This is a genomic window from Sphingomonas sp. BK580 (genome assembly GCF_014194975.1).
Lineage (GTDB): Bacteria > Pseudomonadota > Alphaproteobacteria > Sphingomonadales > Sphingomonadaceae > Sphingomonas.
In genome coordinates, this window is the sequence record NZ_JACIAY010000002.1 from 227,461 (window position 1) to 244,391 (window position 16,931).

15 protein-coding genes are annotated in these 16,931 nt (G+C 71.8%); 1 reads left to right on the forward strand and 14 read right to left on the reverse strand.

The window, feature by feature from the left end; genetic code table 11:
• Positions 1-61: 61 nt before the first annotated feature.
• The 6 genes from FHY05_RS04275 to FHY05_RS04300 are packed head-to-tail and all read right to left on the reverse strand — an operon-like array spanning position 62 to position 6,569.
• On the reverse strand, positions 62-1,135 hold the full coding sequence (locus tag FHY05_RS04275; protein WP_183943160.1) for a glycosyltransferase: 1,074 nt from the start codon (positions 1,133-1,135) through the stop codon (positions 62-64).
• Positions 1,132-2,220, reverse strand: a complete 1,089-nt coding sequence (locus FHY05_RS22765; RefSeq protein WP_183943161.1) for a glycosyltransferase — start codon at positions 2,218-2,220, stop codon at positions 1,132-1,134. The genes FHY05_RS04275 and FHY05_RS22765 overlap by 4 nt, the downstream gene beginning before the upstream one ends.
• On the reverse strand, positions 2,217-3,332 hold the full coding sequence (locus tag FHY05_RS04285) for a glycosyltransferase (protein WP_183943162.1): 1,116 nt from the start codon (positions 3,330-3,332) through the stop codon (positions 2,217-2,219). The genes FHY05_RS22765 and FHY05_RS04285 overlap by 4 nt, the downstream gene beginning before the upstream one ends.
• The gene (locus FHY05_RS04290) at positions 3,329-4,414 is read right to left on the reverse strand and encodes a glycosyltransferase family 4 protein (protein ID WP_183943163.1); all 1,086 of its coding nucleotides are present in this window, start codon (positions 4,412-4,414) and stop codon (positions 3,329-3,331) included. The genes FHY05_RS04285 and FHY05_RS04290 overlap by 4 nt, the downstream gene beginning before the upstream one ends.
• Positions 4,411-5,460 carry an SDR family NAD(P)-dependent oxidoreductase gene (locus FHY05_RS04295; protein ID WP_183943164.1) on the reverse strand — a complete coding sequence of 350 codons (1,050 nt, stop codon included), beginning with the start codon at positions 5,458-5,460 and terminating at the stop codon, positions 4,411-4,413. Before FHY05_RS04295 ends, FHY05_RS04290 begins: the two co-directional genes overlap by 4 nt.
• Entirely contained in the window at positions 5,457-6,569 is a 1,113-nt protein-coding gene (locus FHY05_RS04300; protein ID WP_183943165.1) for an NAD-dependent epimerase/dehydratase family protein, read from the reverse strand. Before FHY05_RS04300 ends, FHY05_RS04295 begins: the two co-directional genes overlap by 4 nt.
• Positions 6,570-6,752: 183 nt before the next feature.
• On the opposite strand from FHY05_RS04300, the gene FHY05_RS04305 reads away from it, so the two are divergent.
• Positions 6,753-7,337 (forward strand): histidine phosphatase family protein, encoded by a 585-nt coding sequence (locus tag FHY05_RS04305; RefSeq protein WP_183943166.1) that lies wholly within the window; start codon positions 6,753-6,755, stop codon positions 7,335-7,337.
• Between the two features lie 143 nt (positions 7,338-7,480).
• Here FHY05_RS04305 and FHY05_RS04310 read toward each other — a convergent pair whose 3' ends face one another.
• The 8 genes from FHY05_RS04310 to astD form a co-directional block, all read right to left on the reverse strand.
• Entirely contained in the window at positions 7,481-9,649 is a 2,169-nt protein-coding gene (locus FHY05_RS04310) for a TonB-dependent receptor (protein ID WP_183943167.1), read from the reverse strand.
• 37 nt (positions 9,650-9,686) lie between these two features.
• Positions 9,687-9,908: a hypothetical protein gene (locus FHY05_RS04315; protein WP_219749479.1), complete on the reverse strand. Its 222-nt coding sequence runs from the start codon at positions 9,906-9,908 to the stop codon at positions 9,687-9,689.
• A 253-nt stretch (positions 9,909-10,161) separates the two neighbouring features.
• The gene (locus FHY05_RS04320) at positions 10,162-11,415 is read right to left on the reverse strand and encodes an N-succinylarginine dihydrolase (RefSeq protein WP_183943168.1); all 1,254 of its coding nucleotides are present in this window, start codon (positions 11,413-11,415) and stop codon (positions 10,162-10,164) included.
• The gene (locus FHY05_RS04325) at positions 11,412-12,443 is read right to left on the reverse strand and encodes an arginine N-succinyltransferase (RefSeq protein ID WP_183943169.1); all 1,032 of its coding nucleotides are present in this window, start codon (positions 12,441-12,443) and stop codon (positions 11,412-11,414) included. Before FHY05_RS04325 ends, FHY05_RS04320 begins: the two co-directional genes overlap by 4 nt.
• Positions 12,440-13,642, reverse strand: coding sequence for a hydrolase (locus FHY05_RS04330; protein WP_183943170.1), 1,203 nt, complete (start codon positions 13,640-13,642; stop codon positions 12,440-12,442). Before FHY05_RS04330 ends, FHY05_RS04325 begins: the two co-directional genes overlap by 4 nt.
• A gap of 44 nt (positions 13,643-13,686) precedes the next feature.
• On the reverse strand, positions 13,687-14,175 hold the full coding sequence (locus FHY05_RS04335; RefSeq protein ID WP_183943171.1) for an RNA pyrophosphohydrolase: 489 nt from the start codon (positions 14,173-14,175) through the stop codon (positions 13,687-13,689).
• Between the two features lie 61 nt (positions 14,176-14,236).
• The gene (locus FHY05_RS04340; RefSeq protein ID WP_183943172.1) at positions 14,237-15,178 is read right to left on the reverse strand and encodes a DUF808 domain-containing protein; all 942 of its coding nucleotides are present in this window, start codon (positions 15,176-15,178) and stop codon (positions 14,237-14,239) included.
• Between the two features lie 67 nt (positions 15,179-15,245).
• Positions 15,246-16,655 carry a succinylglutamate-semialdehyde dehydrogenase gene (gene astD / locus FHY05_RS04345; protein WP_183943173.1) on the reverse strand — a complete coding sequence of 470 codons (1,410 nt, stop codon included), beginning with the start codon at positions 16,653-16,655 and terminating at the stop codon, positions 15,246-15,248.
• Positions 16,656-16,931 lie beyond the last annotated feature (276 nt).

The following is a 16,931-nucleotide window of genomic DNA, read 5'->3' on the forward strand; positions in this document are numbered from 1 at the left end:
CCAGAGTGGCGAAGGACGCCACTGGGGGGCTGTGCTCCTGCGTGCGCAGGAGCACGCCCGGCTACGCCGCGACCGCCTCGCGCTTCGCCGCCATCGCCTCTTCCAGATGGGCCTCCAGCTCGGCGGCGCGGTGGACCGCGGTATGCTCCGCCAGCACGCGCTCGCGCCCGGCGGCGCCCATCGCCGCGAGATCGTCGCGCGCCAGCATCGCCTCGACGTCCTCGGGTGAGTCCGCCAGCACGATCTCGCGACCGGGCGTCAGCAGCTCGTCGATCCCCTCCCAGCGGTCCGAGACGATCGGCGTGCCGCAGGCGGTCGCCTCGAACAGCCGGACCGAGGGCGACCAGCCCGCCGCGATCATGTCGGCGCGGGTCACGTTGAGCGTGGCGCGGCTCGCCGAGTAGAAGTCGGGGTGGTCGGCGGGCGGCAGATGCTCGATCCGCTCGACGTTCGCGGGCCAGTCGATATCGTCGGGATATTGCGGCCCCGCGACGACGAAGCGCATCTCCGGGTGGCGCCGCGCCGGCTCCAGCAGCAGCCGGTCGAGCGTCGGCTGGCGATCGAGGCTGTAGGTACCGAGATAGGAGAGGTCCCACCGCGTCGCCGCGCCGGTGGGCCGGTAGCGCTCGGCGTCGACCGAGCAGTAGAGCGCGCGCGCCGCCGGGCTGCCGTAGCGCCGCTCGATCAGCCGCAGCGTCGGGCCGCCGGTGAAGGAGCAGTAGACGTCATAGCCGGGGATCACCTCGGGCGAGACATAGTCGCAGGTGCCCGCCTCGATCTTGGCGAGCGTCACCGGTGTGTCGATGTCGTAGAAGGCGGTGACGCCGGTCGCCCAGTCCTGCACCAGCCGCGCCACCGCGATGCCGTCGGGCACGTAGGAGCCGACCATCACCGCGTCCGCTTCGGCGATCACCTCGCGCCAGTCGGCCAGCGTCCCGAAGAGGTCATACAGCTCCAGGCGGCAGTACTCGGGCGCCGGCTCGTCGCGGTGCGACGCATACCAGGGCATGTCGCGCTCGAGGAACAGGATCTGATGGCCGCGCGCGGCATAGGCCTGGAGCAGCGCGCGGAAGGTGGTGGCATGGCCGTTGCCCCAGGATGAGCTGAGCGACAGGCCGAGGACGACGAGCCTCATGCCGCCACCCGCTCGCGCGCGGCATGCGCCTGGAAGAGCGCGTCGACCTGCGCGCCGCGCAGGTCATAGGTGTGCTCGGCCAGCACGCGCTCCAGCGCGGCGGCGCCGATCGCGCGCGCGCGCTCGGGCGTGAGCGCGGCGAGATGGTCGGCGACGTCCTGCCCGTCGCGCGCCACCAGCACCTCGCGGTCGGGTTCGAGGAACAGCTCGATCCCCTCCCACGCGTCGGTGATCAGGCACGCTGCCGCCCCCGCCGCCTCGAACACGCGCGTCGCGGGCGAGAAGCCGACATGCGCCATCGAGTCGCGGGCGACGTTGAGCACCGCGCGCGGCGTGCAGTTGAAGGCGTTGTGCTCGGCGGTGAAGACATGGCCGCGGTGGCGCACGTTGGCGGGCATCGCCTTGCTGTCCCAGCCGTTGCCGCCGATCAGGAAGCTCTGGTCGGGCAGCGCCGCGGCGGGGCGCAGGAAGAACTCCTCCACGCGCGCCTCGCGGTCGGGCAGGCGGTTGCCGAGGAAGGCGAGGTCGCAGGCGAAGCGCTCGTCGCGCGCGACCGGGTGGTGCGTGGTGGGATCGAGCGCGTTGTAGACCGGGACGCACTCGGCCGAGCCGAAGCCGCGATAGGCGTCGACCACCGGCGCGCCCCCGCCATAGGTCAGCACCATGTCGATCGACGGCAGCGCGGCGCGTACCGGATGGTCGGCGTCGGCGCGCATCTCGTCGAGCGTCGCGGCGGCGTCGACGTCCCAGAAGATCTTCAGCGCGCCCGGCCGCGCCGCGGCAGTGACGCCCTCGAGCAGCTCGCGGTCGAACACGCCGACGCCGTTGGCCTTGACGACGATGTCGGCGCCCGCCGCCTCGGCGACCACCGCGCGCATCGCCTCGACCGTCGCTGGGTAGACGACCGACTTGGCGTAGGGCGGCGGGTCGATATCGCGGTGCTGCTGGCGCTCGAACGCGTCGGGCTCGTAGAAGGTGATGTCGTAGCCGCGCTCGGCGAGCGCGCGCAGGATGCCGCGATAATAGGTCGCGGCGCCGTTCCAATAGGACGACACGAGGCTGGAACCGTAGAAGGCGATTTTCACGCGGCGGTGCTCCGGGCAGCGGAAAGGGAAGGGGCGTCGAGCCGCGAGAGGATCGCGAGCAGCTCGTCGACGCGGTGCGCGCAGGTGTGGCGGGCGAGGATGGTCTCCAGGCCCGAACGCGCCAGCGCGGCACGCAGGTCGGGATCGTCGCGCAGGGCGACCAGCGTGCGCGTCATCGCCTCGCCGTCGGCCGCGAACAGGAAGTCTTCCCCGGGGCGGAACAGTCCCTCCGCATCGTCCCAGGGCGCGGAGACGAGCGGGATGCCGCAGGCGAGCGCCTCGAACACGCGGATCGTCGGGATGCCGGGCAGGATCGTGGTGTAATAGCGCCGCGGCACGTGCACGGTCGCCAGCGCGCGCGCGAAGATCGCGGGCGCGGCGGCGTTGGGCGCCCAGCCGTGATAGCGCGCGCCATAGCGCGCCAGCATCGCCTTGCCCTCGTCGGGATAGCGCACGCCGTAGATGTCGAGCGGCAGCCCGGCGTCATGCGCCGGCGAGAGCAGGAACTGCTCGATCTCGGCGGTGCGCTCGCCGTCGCCCCAGTTGCCGATCCACACCAGCCCCGATCGCTCGCCCGCCACGGGGAAGAAGCGGCGCGTGTCGGCGGCCTCGTGCCAGGTCCAGACGCGGTCGCCCCAGCCCCAGTCGCGATAGACGCGCGACAGCGCCTCGCCGAAGGCGAGCACCCCGTCGTAGCCGGACAGGTCGTAGGCGCGCATCTCCTCGGGCGCGCTGACCGCGCGGTGATGCGTGTCGTGGAACAGCAGCGTGAACCTCGCCCCGGCCTTGCGGAGGCTGCCGAGCGCCGCGACTAAGCCATGGTCGTTCCACTCGTGGACGATCACCACGTCGGCGCCGTCGACCAGCGCGGCGGGGTCGACCTCTGCCGCGTAGCGCGACGACGAGAGTTCGGGATAGGCGGTGCGGTAGGCGGCGAGTGCTTCCTCGCCATGGTCGCCGACCAGATTGGCGCGGCTCCAGCTGTCGGCGGGCTCGTGAACGCGGACGTCGTGTCCGCGCGCGATCAGCTCCGAGAGCACGCCGCGCAGGAAATGCGCGTTGCCGTGGTTCCAGCAGGAGTCGAGGCTGTGCGTGAGATAGACGATCCTCATGCCGCGACCTTGGTGCCGCCGCCGAGCACCCGGTCGTACAGCGTCGCCATCGCGCGACGGTTGCGCTCGGGCGTGTAGGTCAGTGCGCGCCGACGCGCGAGCGCCCCGCGCGCCACCCGCAGCGGCACGTCGCCGGCCAGCTCCTCGATCGCCGCGGCGAAGCCCCGTGCATCGTCCGCCGGCACGAAGGTGGCGACGCCCTCCCACAGCTCGCGGAAGGTCGGGATGTCGGAGAGCACCAGCGCGCAGCCCGCCAGCGCGGCCTCGAGCACCGCGAGTCCGAACGGCTCGTACACCGCGGCCGAGGCGAACACCGGGCGCGCCGAGAGGCAGCCCGCGATCACCTCGTCGCCGACGTGACCGAGCGAGTGGAGGTGCTCGACGCGAATCTGCTCGCCGTTCGGACCGGTGATCGCGCCCGCCGCCTTGAACGGGATGCCGAGCCGGGCGGCGGCGCGGTCGAGCGTGGCGACGTTCTTGCCACGGTCCCACAGTCGGCCGGCGGTGAAAGCGAAGTCGTGCATCGGTCCGCTCGCGGGCGGCAGCGACCGCCCGTTGTGGATCGCGAGCGGTATCGGCGCCTTGGGATAGAGCCGGAAGACGGTGGCGGCGAAAGCCGTGCTCGGCGCCACCACCGCACCGGCACGGCCCAGTCCGCGTCGCACCAAGTCGGTCTGCCAGCGCAGGCTCGGCGGCAGCGGACCGTCGCCAGCCGCCTCCCACCAGCTCGCGACGCAGCTATGCACCACCGCGACGACCGGCACGGCGAAGCTCGCCACGCCCAGCGCCGGCTGGTTGAGCTGGACCAGATCCGCACCGCGCTCGCGCGCCAGCCGCGCGACCGCGTCGGCGGCGGCGGTCACCTCGCCCGCGTCGGCCGCGAGCCAGTCGAGCGGCAGGCCGGTGTCGAGCAGCGTGACGCCCGCCTCGTCGGCTTCGAGCCGCTGCGCGCGCGATGCGGCCGGCCCGAGCGTGGCGAGGTCGACCGCCCAGCCGTCGCGCACCAGGCCCCGCGCCAGCTCGATCGCATATTGCCACACGCCGCCGACCGCGTCCGCGGTCATCAGCAACCGTCGCGTCATGCGGCGACCTCGATCCGCGGCGCCTCGGCGTGCTCGGCGCGCAGCCACTCCGTCAGCGCGGCAACACCGTCGCGCCAGTCACGCCGCTCGGGCAGGTCGAGCGCCGCGATCGCGGCACGCGCGTCGGCCACGAAATAGCGCTGGTCGCCAGCCCGCCAGTCCGACAGGCGCAGGTCGACCGGGCGGCCGATCAGCGCGGCGATATGGTCGAGCAGCCGACGCAGGCTGACCGCGTTGGCGGGGCCGCCGCCGAGGTTGAAGGCGCGCCCCGCGACCTGATCGATCCGCTGCCACGCCGCGAGATAGGCGCTCACCGCGTCGCGCACGTCGAGGATATCGCGTACCTGGTGGCCGTCGCCGTAGAGCGTGATCGGCAGGCCTTTGAGCGCGCGGATCAGGAAGTGCGCGACCCAGCCCTGGTCCTCGGTGCCCATCTGACGCTGGCCGTAGATGCAGCTCATCCGGAAGACGCAGGTCTTCAGCCCGAAGCTGCGGGCGTAATCGAGCACATATTGGTCGGCCGCCCCCTTCGACACGCCGTAGGGCGTGTGGAAGTCGAGCGCGCGCGCCTCGCCGATGCCGTGCGCGCGCACGTCGGCGTCGGTCGGCACATAGGCACGGTCCTCGAGCGCGAAGTCGAGGTCGGCGAGGTCGCCGTAGACCTTGTTGGTCGAGGCGAAGATCAGCGGCACGTGCGGCGCGCGCGTGCGCAGCGCCTCGAGCAGCTGGAAGGTGGCGGTGATGTTGATCGAGAAATCGTCCGCCGGGTCGTCGAGGCTGGTGGTCACCGCCACCTGCGCCGCGAAGTGGAAGACGGCCCGCGACCGCGCCACCTCGTCGGCGAGGCGCGCGGCGTCGCGCACGTCGGCGTGGACGAAGCGGACGCGCTGGCCGTGGCGCTGCTGCAGCCAGGCCAGGTTGCGCTCGACGCCGGCGCGCGCGAGCGCGTCGTAGACGGTGACGTCATGTCCCTCGGCGGCGAGCCGGTCGACGAGGTTCGATCCGATGAAGCCGGCCCCGCCGGTGACGAGGATCGGCGCCGTCATGCCACCAGCCCGCGCTTCTCGAGCTCGGCGCGCATCGTCGCGACCTTGTCGACCGCGGTCTGCTGCGCGACCCACTCGGCCAGCTCGGCGAGGCCCTGCTGGAAGTCCTGCGTCGCGGCGAAGCCGAGCCTGTCCCGCGCCAGCGAGGTGTCGCAGAAGCAATGTCGGATATCGCCGATCCGCGCCTTGCCGACGATCTCGGGGGTGAGGTCGTTCTTGCCCATCGCGCGCGCCAGCTCGGTGGCGACCTCGGTCACCGAACGGTCATGGCCCGAGCCGATGTTGAACGTGCCGCCCACCGCCTGCGGCAGCACCAGCGCGTCGGCGAAGGCGCGCGCCACGTCCGAGACATGGACGAAGTCGCGCCGCTGCTCGCCGTCCTCGAAGATCATCGGCTTCTGGCCGTTGAGCAGGCGCGAGGCGAAGATCGCGAGCACGCCGGTATAGGGGTTGGAGAGCGCCTGGCCGGGGCCGTAGACGTTGAACAGGCGCAGGCAGACGCCCTCGATGCCGTAGGGCGCGGCCATGATGTGCGTGGTGCGCTCCTGGACGTATTTGTTGAGCGCGTAGATCGAGGCGAGGTTGGGCTGCTTCCACTCGGGGGTCGCGACCGGGGCGAGCGGACGCCCCTGCGCGTCGACCGGCTCCCAGTTGCTGAGCCCGTCGCGCAGCCCCTTGCGCTCGGCATCCTGGACGAGCGCGCCGTCGGCGTCGCGGTACAGCCCCTCACCGTAGATCGACATCGACGAGGCGGTGACGACGCGGCGCACCGGCTTGTCGATCAGCTTCTCGAACAGCACCGCGGTGCCGACGTCGTTGGTCGAGGTGTAGCGCTCGACCTCGTACATCGACTGTCCGACCCCTACCTCGGCGGCCAGGTGGATGACGCTGTCGACCCCGTCGAGCGCCTTGGTCACGACGTCGCCGTTGCGCACGTCGCCGCGGATCAGCTCGACCTCGTCGTTGAGGAGCGGGGGGCGTTCGACGTCGCCGTGGACCTGCTCGATCAGGCTGTCGAGCACGCGCACCTTGTTGCCGCGCGCGAGCAGTTCGTCGGCGACGAAGCGCCCGATGAAGCCGGCGCCGCCGGTGATGAGAACCGTCTCCATTCCACCCTCCCACTCGCTCGACCATTCGGGCCGCCCCGGTCCGACTGATCGAGATCAACGACAGGCGGCCACGTTGCCGCTTGGTTACAGGAAGAGGAACATCTTCTACTTAGCTTGGTTCCCTAACTTATTGCGCACCCGAAATTTTCCCTTGAGCGGCGCGAGTCGTGCTAGGGGTTCGGCATGACACGGATCCTGTTGCTCGCCCGTCACGGCACCCACGCCGAGGTCGGTCATGTGCTGAGCGGGCGTTCGGAGATCGCGTTGAGCGAGCGCGGGCGCGATGAAGCCGTCGCGCTCGCGCGTCACCTCGCCGGCGTCGAGCTGGGCGCGATCTACGCCAGCCCGCGCCGGCGCACGGTCGAGACCGCGGTGGCGGTGGCGCGGCCGCGCGGGATCGAGGTGGTCCACGCGCCGGCGCTCGACGAGATCGACTTCGGCGCCTTCACCGGTCATGACTTCGCCGCGCTGGCAGGCGATCCCAATTGGCAGCGGTGGAACGCGGAGCGCGGCAGCGCGCGCTGCCCGGGCGGCGAGACGATGGGGGAAGCGGTGGCGCGCGCTGTCGATTTCCTCGCCTCTGCTGGCGAAGGGACGACGCTGTGCGTCACTCACTGCGACATCATCCGCGGCGCGGTGACGCATTGGCTCGGGCTGGGCGTCGAGCGGATGTTCCAGCTCGGCTGCGACCCCGGCTCGGTGACGACACTGGCGCTCGACGCGCGCGGCGGTGCGACATTGGTCGCGCTCAACGAGCGGCCGCGTTAACAACTCACCCTGCTACGTAGAGCGTGCTTCGGCGCGGGCCGGAGCCCAGGACCGCGAGCGAAGCGCTCGTGGTCCTGGGCTCCTGAGAACGCAGAAGTACGCCGGTGGCTGACGCTCGCTGGAGAGGACCAGGAGCGCCCGGCTCAGATCCCGACCTTGAGCGTCACCCGCACGTCGCGTCCGGCGAGCGGGGCGAAGTCCTTGAGGAAGCTCGAGTGGCGCCGCGCCAGAACGTCGAAGATGTTGTTCGCCGATAGCAGGATGCTGGTGCGGTCGCTGGCGCTGCCGAAGGGGTGGAAGGACAGGGAGGCGTTCGTCATCGTATAGTCGTCGGTGCGCGTCTCGAATGCGGCGGTGCGGTTCTGCGGGAAGACGTGCTCCACCTCGACCCGCCCGCCGACCCGCTCGCCCTGCGCCTCGATGCCGCCGAGCACGCGCGCCGGCGGGATGCGCGGTACCGGACCCTGGTCGACGATATTGGCGCGGACATAGTCGCCGAGCACGTCGGCGTTGATCGTGTAGCCGCCCACCTGCGCCAGCCGCAGCGAGGCGTCCGCCTCGAAACCGTAGTAGCGCGCGTCCTGCTGCTGGTACTGGAAACAGGGGAGGTCGACGTCGGCCGATCGGGCAAGGCAGACCGACTGGTCGACCTGGTTCTCCGAGATATAGTCGCTGAACCAGTTGTAATAGGCAGAGGCGTCGAGGCTGAACCCGTCGCCGTGCGCGTGCAGCGTCGCCTCCAGGCCCCAGGACTTCTCGACCTTGAAGTCGGGACTGCCGAGCTCATAGGCCTGGGTGCCGGCGTGCGGCCCGTTGGCGAACAGCTCCTCGGCCGAGGGGGCGCGCTCGGTGTGCGAGCCGTTGACGCCGATGCGCACCTCGGGCGCGACCTCGTAGGAGGCGCCGAGCGAGCCGGAGAGCGCGTCGAACGAACGCGTGCCGTTGAAGAAGCGCGTGTCCACGCCGGGCGCGCGCGCGGCGAGATCGGTGGTCTCGTAGCGCAGCCCGCCCTCGGCGCGGAAGCCGCCGAGCGAGACCTGCTGCAGCGTGAACAGGCCGACCTGGTTGGTCTCGTTGCGCGGCAGGAAGGCCTCGTCACCCACCACGTTGAACTGGCGATTGAAGAACTGCACGCCGCTGGCGCCCTGCCAGCCGCCGCGGTTGGCCTGCACCAGCTCGAGCCGACCTTCGAGGCCGTTGTTGTAGAAGGCGGTGCCGACGCTGCCGTCCTCCTCCAGCTCGAAGTGGCGGTAGGTGGCGTGGCCGACGCGGACGCGGATGCGATCGAGGAAGCCACCGCCCGTCTGCACCTCGCCGCGCAGGTCGACGCGGTTCTGCACGACGCTGAGCCGCGGCGCCTCCTGCTCCTGGCCGACCGCGGTGGCGTAGCGGATCGGCACGCCGTAGAGGCTGTCATAGTGACTGTACGACACGCCGAGGTCGCCCGTGTCGGTGATGATCGAGGCGCCGACGCCCGCGGTCCAGGTCTCCGCGGCCGAGTTGGGAAGCCGGTCGCGCAGCGCGGCCGAGGCGGCGAAGTCGATCGGCTCGTCGCTGTCCTGCGGCAGGCCGACCTGGCTCAGCGCGGCGGCGCGCGCCTGGGGCGACAGCAGATAGCCGCGTCCGGTGCGCAGGTCGTTGCTCTTGAGGTACGAGCCGTCGACGTGGAGCACGAGCGGTCCGGCGACCTGCGCGTCCGCCGCGGCGCCGACCGAGCGCTCGTCCGCGGCGCTGCCGTAGCTGCCGATCGCGTCGGCGCGATAGCCGTTCTCGGGGATAGCGCGCGGGATGCGACGGTCCACCACGTTGACCACGCCGCCGATCGCTGACGAGCCGTACAGCAGCGCCGACGGGCCGCGCAGCACCTCGACTCGCTCGGCGAGCAGCGGATCGATCACGACCGCATGGTCGACCGAGGTGTTCGAGACGTCGATCGAGCCGATGCCGTCGGTCAGCACGCGGATGCGATCGCCCTGGAAGCCGCGCAGGATCGGGCGCGACGCGCTCGGTCCGAACGAGGTGGCGGAGACGCCCGGCAGCCGCGCCAGCGTCTCGCCGATCGTCGGGCGCAGCTCGCGGGTCAGCTCGGCGCCACTCAGCACCGAGGTGCCCTGCAGCACGTCCGATTCGCTCTGCCGGATCGGCGCGGTGACGATCACGTCGTCGGAGCGGTGCGGGTCGCGCTGGCGGGTGTTCCCGGCACCGCCGCTCGGATCGGCCTCGCTCGGCGCGGCAGGCACGGGGTTGGTCTGAGCGGCGGCGGGGCAGGCAAGCGGCGCGAGCGCGACCGCGGCGAGGAGGATCTTCTTCATGAACGACTCCGACTGGAGCCGCTCCTCTAGCGCAATGTTACAACATATCAAGGCCGGCATCGCGGTCGTGCTCGTCGCGTTCCACCGCATCGAGTATCTTGCCGCCGGCGATGAAGACGACCCCGGTGCAGGCGGCGAACATCAGCCAGCCGCTCGCCCCGGGGAGGCGATGCACATAGCCGAAGCCGCGCTCCACCGCGCCGGTGGCGAGCGCGTAGATCACCAGAAAGGCCTCGAACTTGGTCTTGACCGCGAACAGTCGCTTGAACCGGTGCCAAAGGCCGGGGCGGGCGGGCGCGCTTTGAGAATGAGGCGGTGTGCGGCGGGTCACGCGTGGCTCATAATGGTCGAAGGTCAATCAAGCGCAAAGATGGAGCGGAGCTGCATTCCGAGTTCGCCGATCGTGCCCCGGCGCAGGCCGGGGCCTAGCTGAGAAGGCGGCGGTGAGTCTCGCGGACGTCTCCCAACTGGGCCCCGGCCTTCGCCGGGGCACGGGCCATTCAGACCACACCTCACCCCAGCTCCTCCAGCCCCAGCACCTCCAGCAACGCGCGCCGCGCCGTCTCGATCTGCGCGATCAGCCGCAGGTCGCCGATCGAGTCGGGCGCGATCGACTCGGGCCAGTGGCGCTCGATCACCGCCGCGATCACGTCGAGCCGGCCCGGGTCGACCAGGAAGCGAGGGTCGACCGTCGCGGGATCGCACACGACGCGGAGGCGAAGGCAGGCCGGCCCGCCGCCGTTGGCCATTGACTCACGCACGTCGACCACCTCGACGCGGCGGATCGCGCCGTTGCCCGCGACATGGCGTTGCACCCAGCCCCAGACGCGCGGGTTGGCGCGCGTCTCCTCGGGCACCACCAGCGTCGTCATGCCCCCCGGCGGGGTGACCAGCTGTGCGTTGAAGAGATAGGAGCCGATCGCGTCTTCCAGCGACACCTCGGCGGCGGGGACCTCGACGATCTCCGCCTCGGGCAGCAGCGCGGCGAGCGCCCGCTGCACGCCGGCGCGATCGGCGAAGGCCTGCTCGTGTGCCAGCAGCACGCGCTCGTTCGCCACCGCGACGACGTCGTTGTGGAAGGCGCCCGCCGCGATCGCCGCCTCGGCCTGCTCGACGAACAGGGTGCGCGCCGGGTCGAGCCGGTGCGCGCGCGCCACCGCCCGGCTCGCCTCCAGGTGTTGGCGCGCGGGGAAGGGGCCGCCCGTGGCGCCGTAGACGAACAGCTCGACCCCGGGAGTGCCATGGCCGGCGCACAGCCGCATGTGATTGGCGGCGCCCTCGTCGCCGAAGGGAGCCGGGATGGGTGCGTGCACCGCGAAGGCGGGATGCGCGAAGGCGAGCCGCAGCTGCGCCAGCGTCGCGGGCCACTCGTGGCTGCGATGCGGCATCGTCACGAGGTTGGCGACAGTGAGATGACAGCGCCCGTCGCCGGTGTCGGCCGCCGGCGAGACGGTCGCGGCGTTGGCGGCCCACATCGCCGAGGCGGACAGCGCGCGCGCGCGCAGGAAGGGTGCTGCCGCGGCGTAGTCGGTGTGAAGCGCGGCGAGCCAGTCGTGGTCCGGGCGGGGGTGCGGCAGCAGCACGCCCTGTACGAGCCCGAGCGCGAGATTGGCGCGCATCTTCGCCACGCCCTGCAGCGCCGCGGCGCGCGGATGCGCCACCGCGCCGGCGTTGGCGGTGGCGGCGAGGTTGCCCGGGCTGAGCCCGGCGTAATTGTGGCTCGGCCCGACGATTCCGTCGAAATTGATCTCGCGCAGCACCGTCATATTCGCCCGATCCAGCTCACCGTCGCGCCCGGCTCGATCGCCAGCGCGGCGGCGCAGGCGCGATCGAGCGCGATCCCACCCTCGACCTCGCGGACCGCGCCATAGGCGCAGCGGAACGCGCCGAGCCGCCCCGTCGCGACCAGCGCCTCGGTACCGCCGCCGGCCCGGTCCTCGGCCGCGTCGATCGTCACCAGCGCGGCGTCGCGCGCGTCGCGCACGGTGCGGATCTGGTCGGTGCGCGCGGTCATGGTCGGGCCGCCGTCGAAGATGTCGACGTAATTCTCGAAGGCGAACCCCTCGTGCTCGAGCATCCGCATCGCGGCGCGACCGGACGGGTGGGGCAGGCCGATCGCGGCGCGCGCGCCGTCGGTCAGCATCGCGGTGTAGATCGGGTGTTTCGGCATCAGGTCGGCGATGAACTGGTGGCCGTTGATCGCGTTGAACTCGTCCGCCTGCTGGAAGCTCATCCCGAAGAAGCGCCCCGCCAGCCCGTCCCAGAAAGGCGAGCCGCCGGCCTCGTCGATCACGCCGCGCAGCTCGGCGAGCGTCCGCTCGGCGAAGCGCTGGCGGTGCGCGCGGATGAAGAGGTAGCGGCTGCGCGCGAGCAGCAGCCCGAGCCCGCCGGCGCGCTCGCCGGGATGGAGAAAGAGCCCGCCTACCTCGCTCGCCCCCTCCAGGTCGGTGGTGAGCGTCAGCATCTCGGCGCGGAAGGTGCGCTCCAGCTCGCGGCTGTGCTGCGTCAGCGTGCCGATGCGGTAGCTGTAGAACGGATGCTTCTGCCCCACGTGCGTGATCAGCTGGCACGTGCCGCGCACGTCGCGGGTGGCGGTGTTCTCCAACATCAGGACGAACAGCTCGTCGCGGAGGCTCGCGGTGTCGCGCCCGAACGCCTCGGCACAGCGCGCCAGCTTGGCTCCGAGCGCGGCGCGGTCGGGCGGCAGGTTGGTGAAGCCGCCGCCGGTCAGCTTCGCCATCTCGTACAGGTGCGGCAGGTCGCCCGGCTGCGCGGCGCGGATCACGAAGCTCATGCCAGCGCTCCCTCGGCGATCCGCAGCATCGTCACCGCGGACAGGGCCGCGCGCTCTCTCAGGCTGTCGACGATCAGATATTCCTCCGCCGAGTGGATCGCGCCGCCGCGCGCGCCCATCGTGTCGACCACGGGGACGCCGCAGGCGGCGATGTTGTTGCCGTCGCACACGCCGCCGGTATCGCGCCAGGCGATCGCCTGGCCGAGGTCGGCGCCGCTCGCGCGCACCAGCTCGAACAGCCGTGCCGCGCCGGCGTCGATCGGCTTGGGCGGACGGTTGAAGCCGCCGTGCACCTCCACCGAGACCTCGTGCACCGCGGCCACCTCGGCCGCGGCGCGCTCGACCAGCGTCTGCGCGCGCGCGATCTCGCCCGCGTCGGCAGGGCGGAAGTTGACGCGCAGCACGGCGAGATCGGGGACGACGTTGTTGGGCCCACCGCCGTCGATCCGCGCCGGGTTGACCGCGAGCCGCGGCGAGCGCTCGGCGTGGAGCCGCAGCGCCAGCGCACTCGCCGCCACCACGGCATTGCGCCCGTCGGCGGGGTTGCGGCCGGCGTGCGCCGCACGTCCGCGCACCACGATCGAGAAATTGCCCGTGCCGCCGCGCGCGCCCGCCAGCGTGCCGTCGGGCAGCGCGGGCTCGTAGGTGAGCGCCGCGACCTTGCCGCGCGCCGCGTCCGCGAGCAGCGCCGCGGAGGAGAAGGAGCCGGTCTCCTCGTCCGAGTTGATCACCACGTCGTAGCCGAAGCGCGCGCCCTCGGCCTCCACCGCGAGCAGCGCCTCGAGCATCAGCGCAAGGCCGCCCTTCATGTCGGCAACGCCGGGGCCGTTGAGCACGCCCGGCTCGCGCCACTCCAGCGACTGGAACGGGTGATCCACCGGATAGACGGTATCGAGGTGGCCGGTGAGGAGCAGCCGCACCGGTGCCTCGGGTCGCACCGTCACGCGCAGGTGGTGGCCGTGCGCCAGCGCAGCGACGCTGCCGTCGGCGCCGACGCTCTCCGCCGCGCCGGGCTCGACCAGCGTCACCTCGCCCGGCAGCGCGGCGAAGGCGTCGGCGAGGGCCGCGGCCATCGCGGCGCACCCTGCTAGGTTGCGCGTCCCGCTGTTGATCGCCGCCCAACGCTCGACTTGCGCCAGCATTCGCGCCGCGTCGAGCCGCTCGACCGCGCCCCTCTCCACTCTCGTGAGTTCCCCCATGGCGGGCAGCCTAGCGGGGTCCGCGGCGCGAGGCCAGCCGGGCGTCAGCCCGGCAGATCGAGGTGCGCCGCGAAGGCGTGCAGCACGTCGCGGTACAGCTGCTGCTTGAAGGGCACGATCAGCGACGGCAGGTCCGCGGGCGCGGCCCAGCGCCAGGCGCGGAACTCGGGGTGCGGCGTGTCGATGCGGATGTCCGCATCGGTGCCGTCGAAGCGGAACAGGAACCAGCGCTGGCGCTGGCCGCGGTACTTCCCCTTCCATACCTTGCCGATCATCTCGGGCGGCAGGTCGTAGTAGAGCTCCTCCGGCGCCTCGGCGATCAGTGTCACCTTGTCCGCGGTGACGCCGGTCTCCTCCCATAGCTCACGGACCGCGGCGGCCTGAGCGTCCTCGCCCGGGTCGATCCCGCCCTGCGGCATCTGCCAGGCCTCCAACACGTTATCGAGCCGCTGGCCGACGAAGACGCGGCCCTCGCGGTTGAGCAGCATCACGCCTGCGCAGGGGCGATAGGGAAGGGTGCTGGGATCGGTCATGCGGCTCGCCTTAGCGCGGCCGAGCGACGCGGTGAAGCGCCGGCCGGCGCGCTCGCGCAAGTCAGTGCGCCGCCGCCTCGCCGCGGTGGAAGAGGTGGAGCAGCCCCGCGATCGCGCCGCCGATCGCGAGCCCGACCACGCCCGACAGCGTCGCGGTGAGCAGCCAGCCGAGCACCGCGCCCAGCGCCGGCGCGCCGTGCTCGACCCGCTCGGCGAGGTGGTGGACGAGATGCTGCGGCGCGCGCCACCCGAGCGTCTCCGCGCCATGGAGCAGGATGCCGCCGCCGACCCACAGCATCGCCGCGGTGCCGATCACCGCGAGCCAGCGCATCAGCACCGGCACGCCCTTGACCAGCCCGCGCCCGATCGCGCGCAGCGGCGAGGACGTGCTCTTGGCGAGGTGCAGCCCGACGTCGTCGGCCTTCACGATCAACGCCACCACACCGTAAACGCCCGCGGTGATCGCCACCGCCACCAACGCCAGCGTGATCGCCTGAGTCAGCAGGGGCGTGTCGGAGACCTCGCCGAGCGCGATCGCCATGATCTCGGCGGAGAGGATGAAATCGGTGCGGATCGCGCCCGACACCTTCTGGCGCTCGAGCTCGGCCGGGTCGGTCGCGATATCGGCGGTGTCGTCGTGGTGCTGGCCCGAGAGCGCCTCGATCACCTTCTCGGCGCCCTCGAAGCACAGGTAAGCGCCACCCAGCATCAGCAGCGGCGTGATCGCCCAGGGCGCCCAGGCGCTCAGCCCGATCGCGATCGGCAGCAGGAAGACGATCTTGTTGCGGAGCGAGCCCAGCGCGATCTTGCCGATGATCGGCAGCTCGCGCTGCGGCGACAGGCCAGTGACGTAGCGCGGCGTCACGGCGGTATCGTCGACCACCACGCCCGCCGCCTTGGTTCCCGCCTTGGCCGCGGCGGCGCCGACGTCGTCGAGCGAGGCGGCGGCGAGCCGTGTCAGGCCGGCGACGTCGTCGAGCAGCGCGACCAATCCGCTGGGCATCATCTATCTCCCTGTTCGCGCGCGCTGATGCCCGGCGCGCCCGGGGCTGTCGAGGGGTGGCGCGGACTCAGCCGTCGGCGAGGCCGATGCCGATCGAGGCGCGCGCCGCGTCGGCCTCGTTCGACACCACCGGATAGGCGCAGTAATCCGCGGCGTAATAGGCGCTCGGGCGATGGTTGCCGGACCAGCCGATGCCGCCGAACGGTGCCGAGGAGGAGGCGCCGTTGGTCGGCTTGTTCCAGTTGACGATACCCGCGCGGGCGCCGGCCCAGAAGCGGTCGAACAGCGCGGGCGTCTGGCTGATCAGCGAGGCGGACAGGCCGTAGCGCGTCGCGTTGGCCTCGGCGATCGCGGCGTCGAAATCGTCGACGCGCACGACCTGGAGCAGCGGGCCGAACAGCTCCATGTCGGGCCGCTCGGCGACGTCGGTGACGTCGATGATGCCGGGCGTGAGGAACGGCCGCTCGGGATCGGGCCGCGCCATGTGGCGGACCGGGCGGCCGCCTTTCATCATCAGTGCGAGGAAGCTCTCGCTCAGCCCGTCGGCGGTTTCATTGTCGATCACCGGGCCCATGAAGGGCTGGGGCTCGTCGTACGGCGCGCCGACGATCAGCCGGTTGGTCAGCTTGGTCAGCTCGCCGAGCAGCCCGTCCGCCAGCGTGTCCTGCACGATCAGCCGCCGCGCCGCGGTGCAGCGCTGTCCCGCGGTGGTGAAGGCCGACTGCGCCACCAGCACCGCGGCGGTGTGCAGGTCGGGCGTGTCCCACACCAGGATCGGGTTGTTGCCGCCCATCTCGAGCGCGAGGATCTTCTCGGGCTTCTCGGCGAAGGCGCGGTTGAGCGCGATGCCAGTCCGCGCCGAGCCGGTGAACAGCAGCCCGTCGATGTCCGGATGCGCCGCGAGCGCGCGTCCCTCGGCCGGCCCGCCGACCACCACGCGCATCGTCTCCGCCGGCACGCCCGCGGCGTGGAGGCACTCGACGAGGAACAGGCCGGTCGCGGGGGTCTTCTCGGATGGCTTGAACACCACCGCGTTGCCCGCGATCAGCGCCGGGACGATGTGGCCGTTGGGCAGGTGCGCCGGGAAATTGTACGGGCCCAGTACCGCGAGCACGCCGTGCGGTTTGTGGCGCAGCGCCATGCGGCTGTTCATCGGCGCGTCCATGCGGCGCTGCGCGGTGCGCTCGGCGTAGGCGGTGACCGAGATGTCGACCTTGGCGATCACGCTGTCGACCTCGGTGCGCGCCTCCCACAACGGCTTGCCGGTCTCGCGCGCGATCACCTCGGTGAAGGTGTCGGCGCGCTGGCGCACCACGTTGGCGAAGCGGCGCAGTGTCTCGATGCGGAAGGAGAGCGAGCGCGCGGCCCAGGGCACGAAGCCCTCGCGCGCCGCGGCGACCTCCTGATCGACGTCGCTCGTCGGGCCGCGCCAGAGCTCGGCGCCGGTGGCGGGCTCGTACGAGATCAGTTCTGCCATGGCGTCCTCTTCGCGCACTTTGCGTAACTTGCCAATCGGGTGCGCGGGAGGGGGCGCTCGCTCCGCTCTGCTGGCGTCACCCCCGCGCTCGTCTCTGGATCCACGGCGCGGCAGGAGCAGACCGTGCGATGTTCGCCCGCGATGGATCCCGAGACGAGTTCGGGATGATGCGAGGGGACGGGACGGCTATTTCGCGGACCGCGCTCCCGCGCACGCAGGAGCCCACATCAGGGAGCGCGGCACTCGCTGCTCCGGGCGCCGGCGTGCGCGACCCCG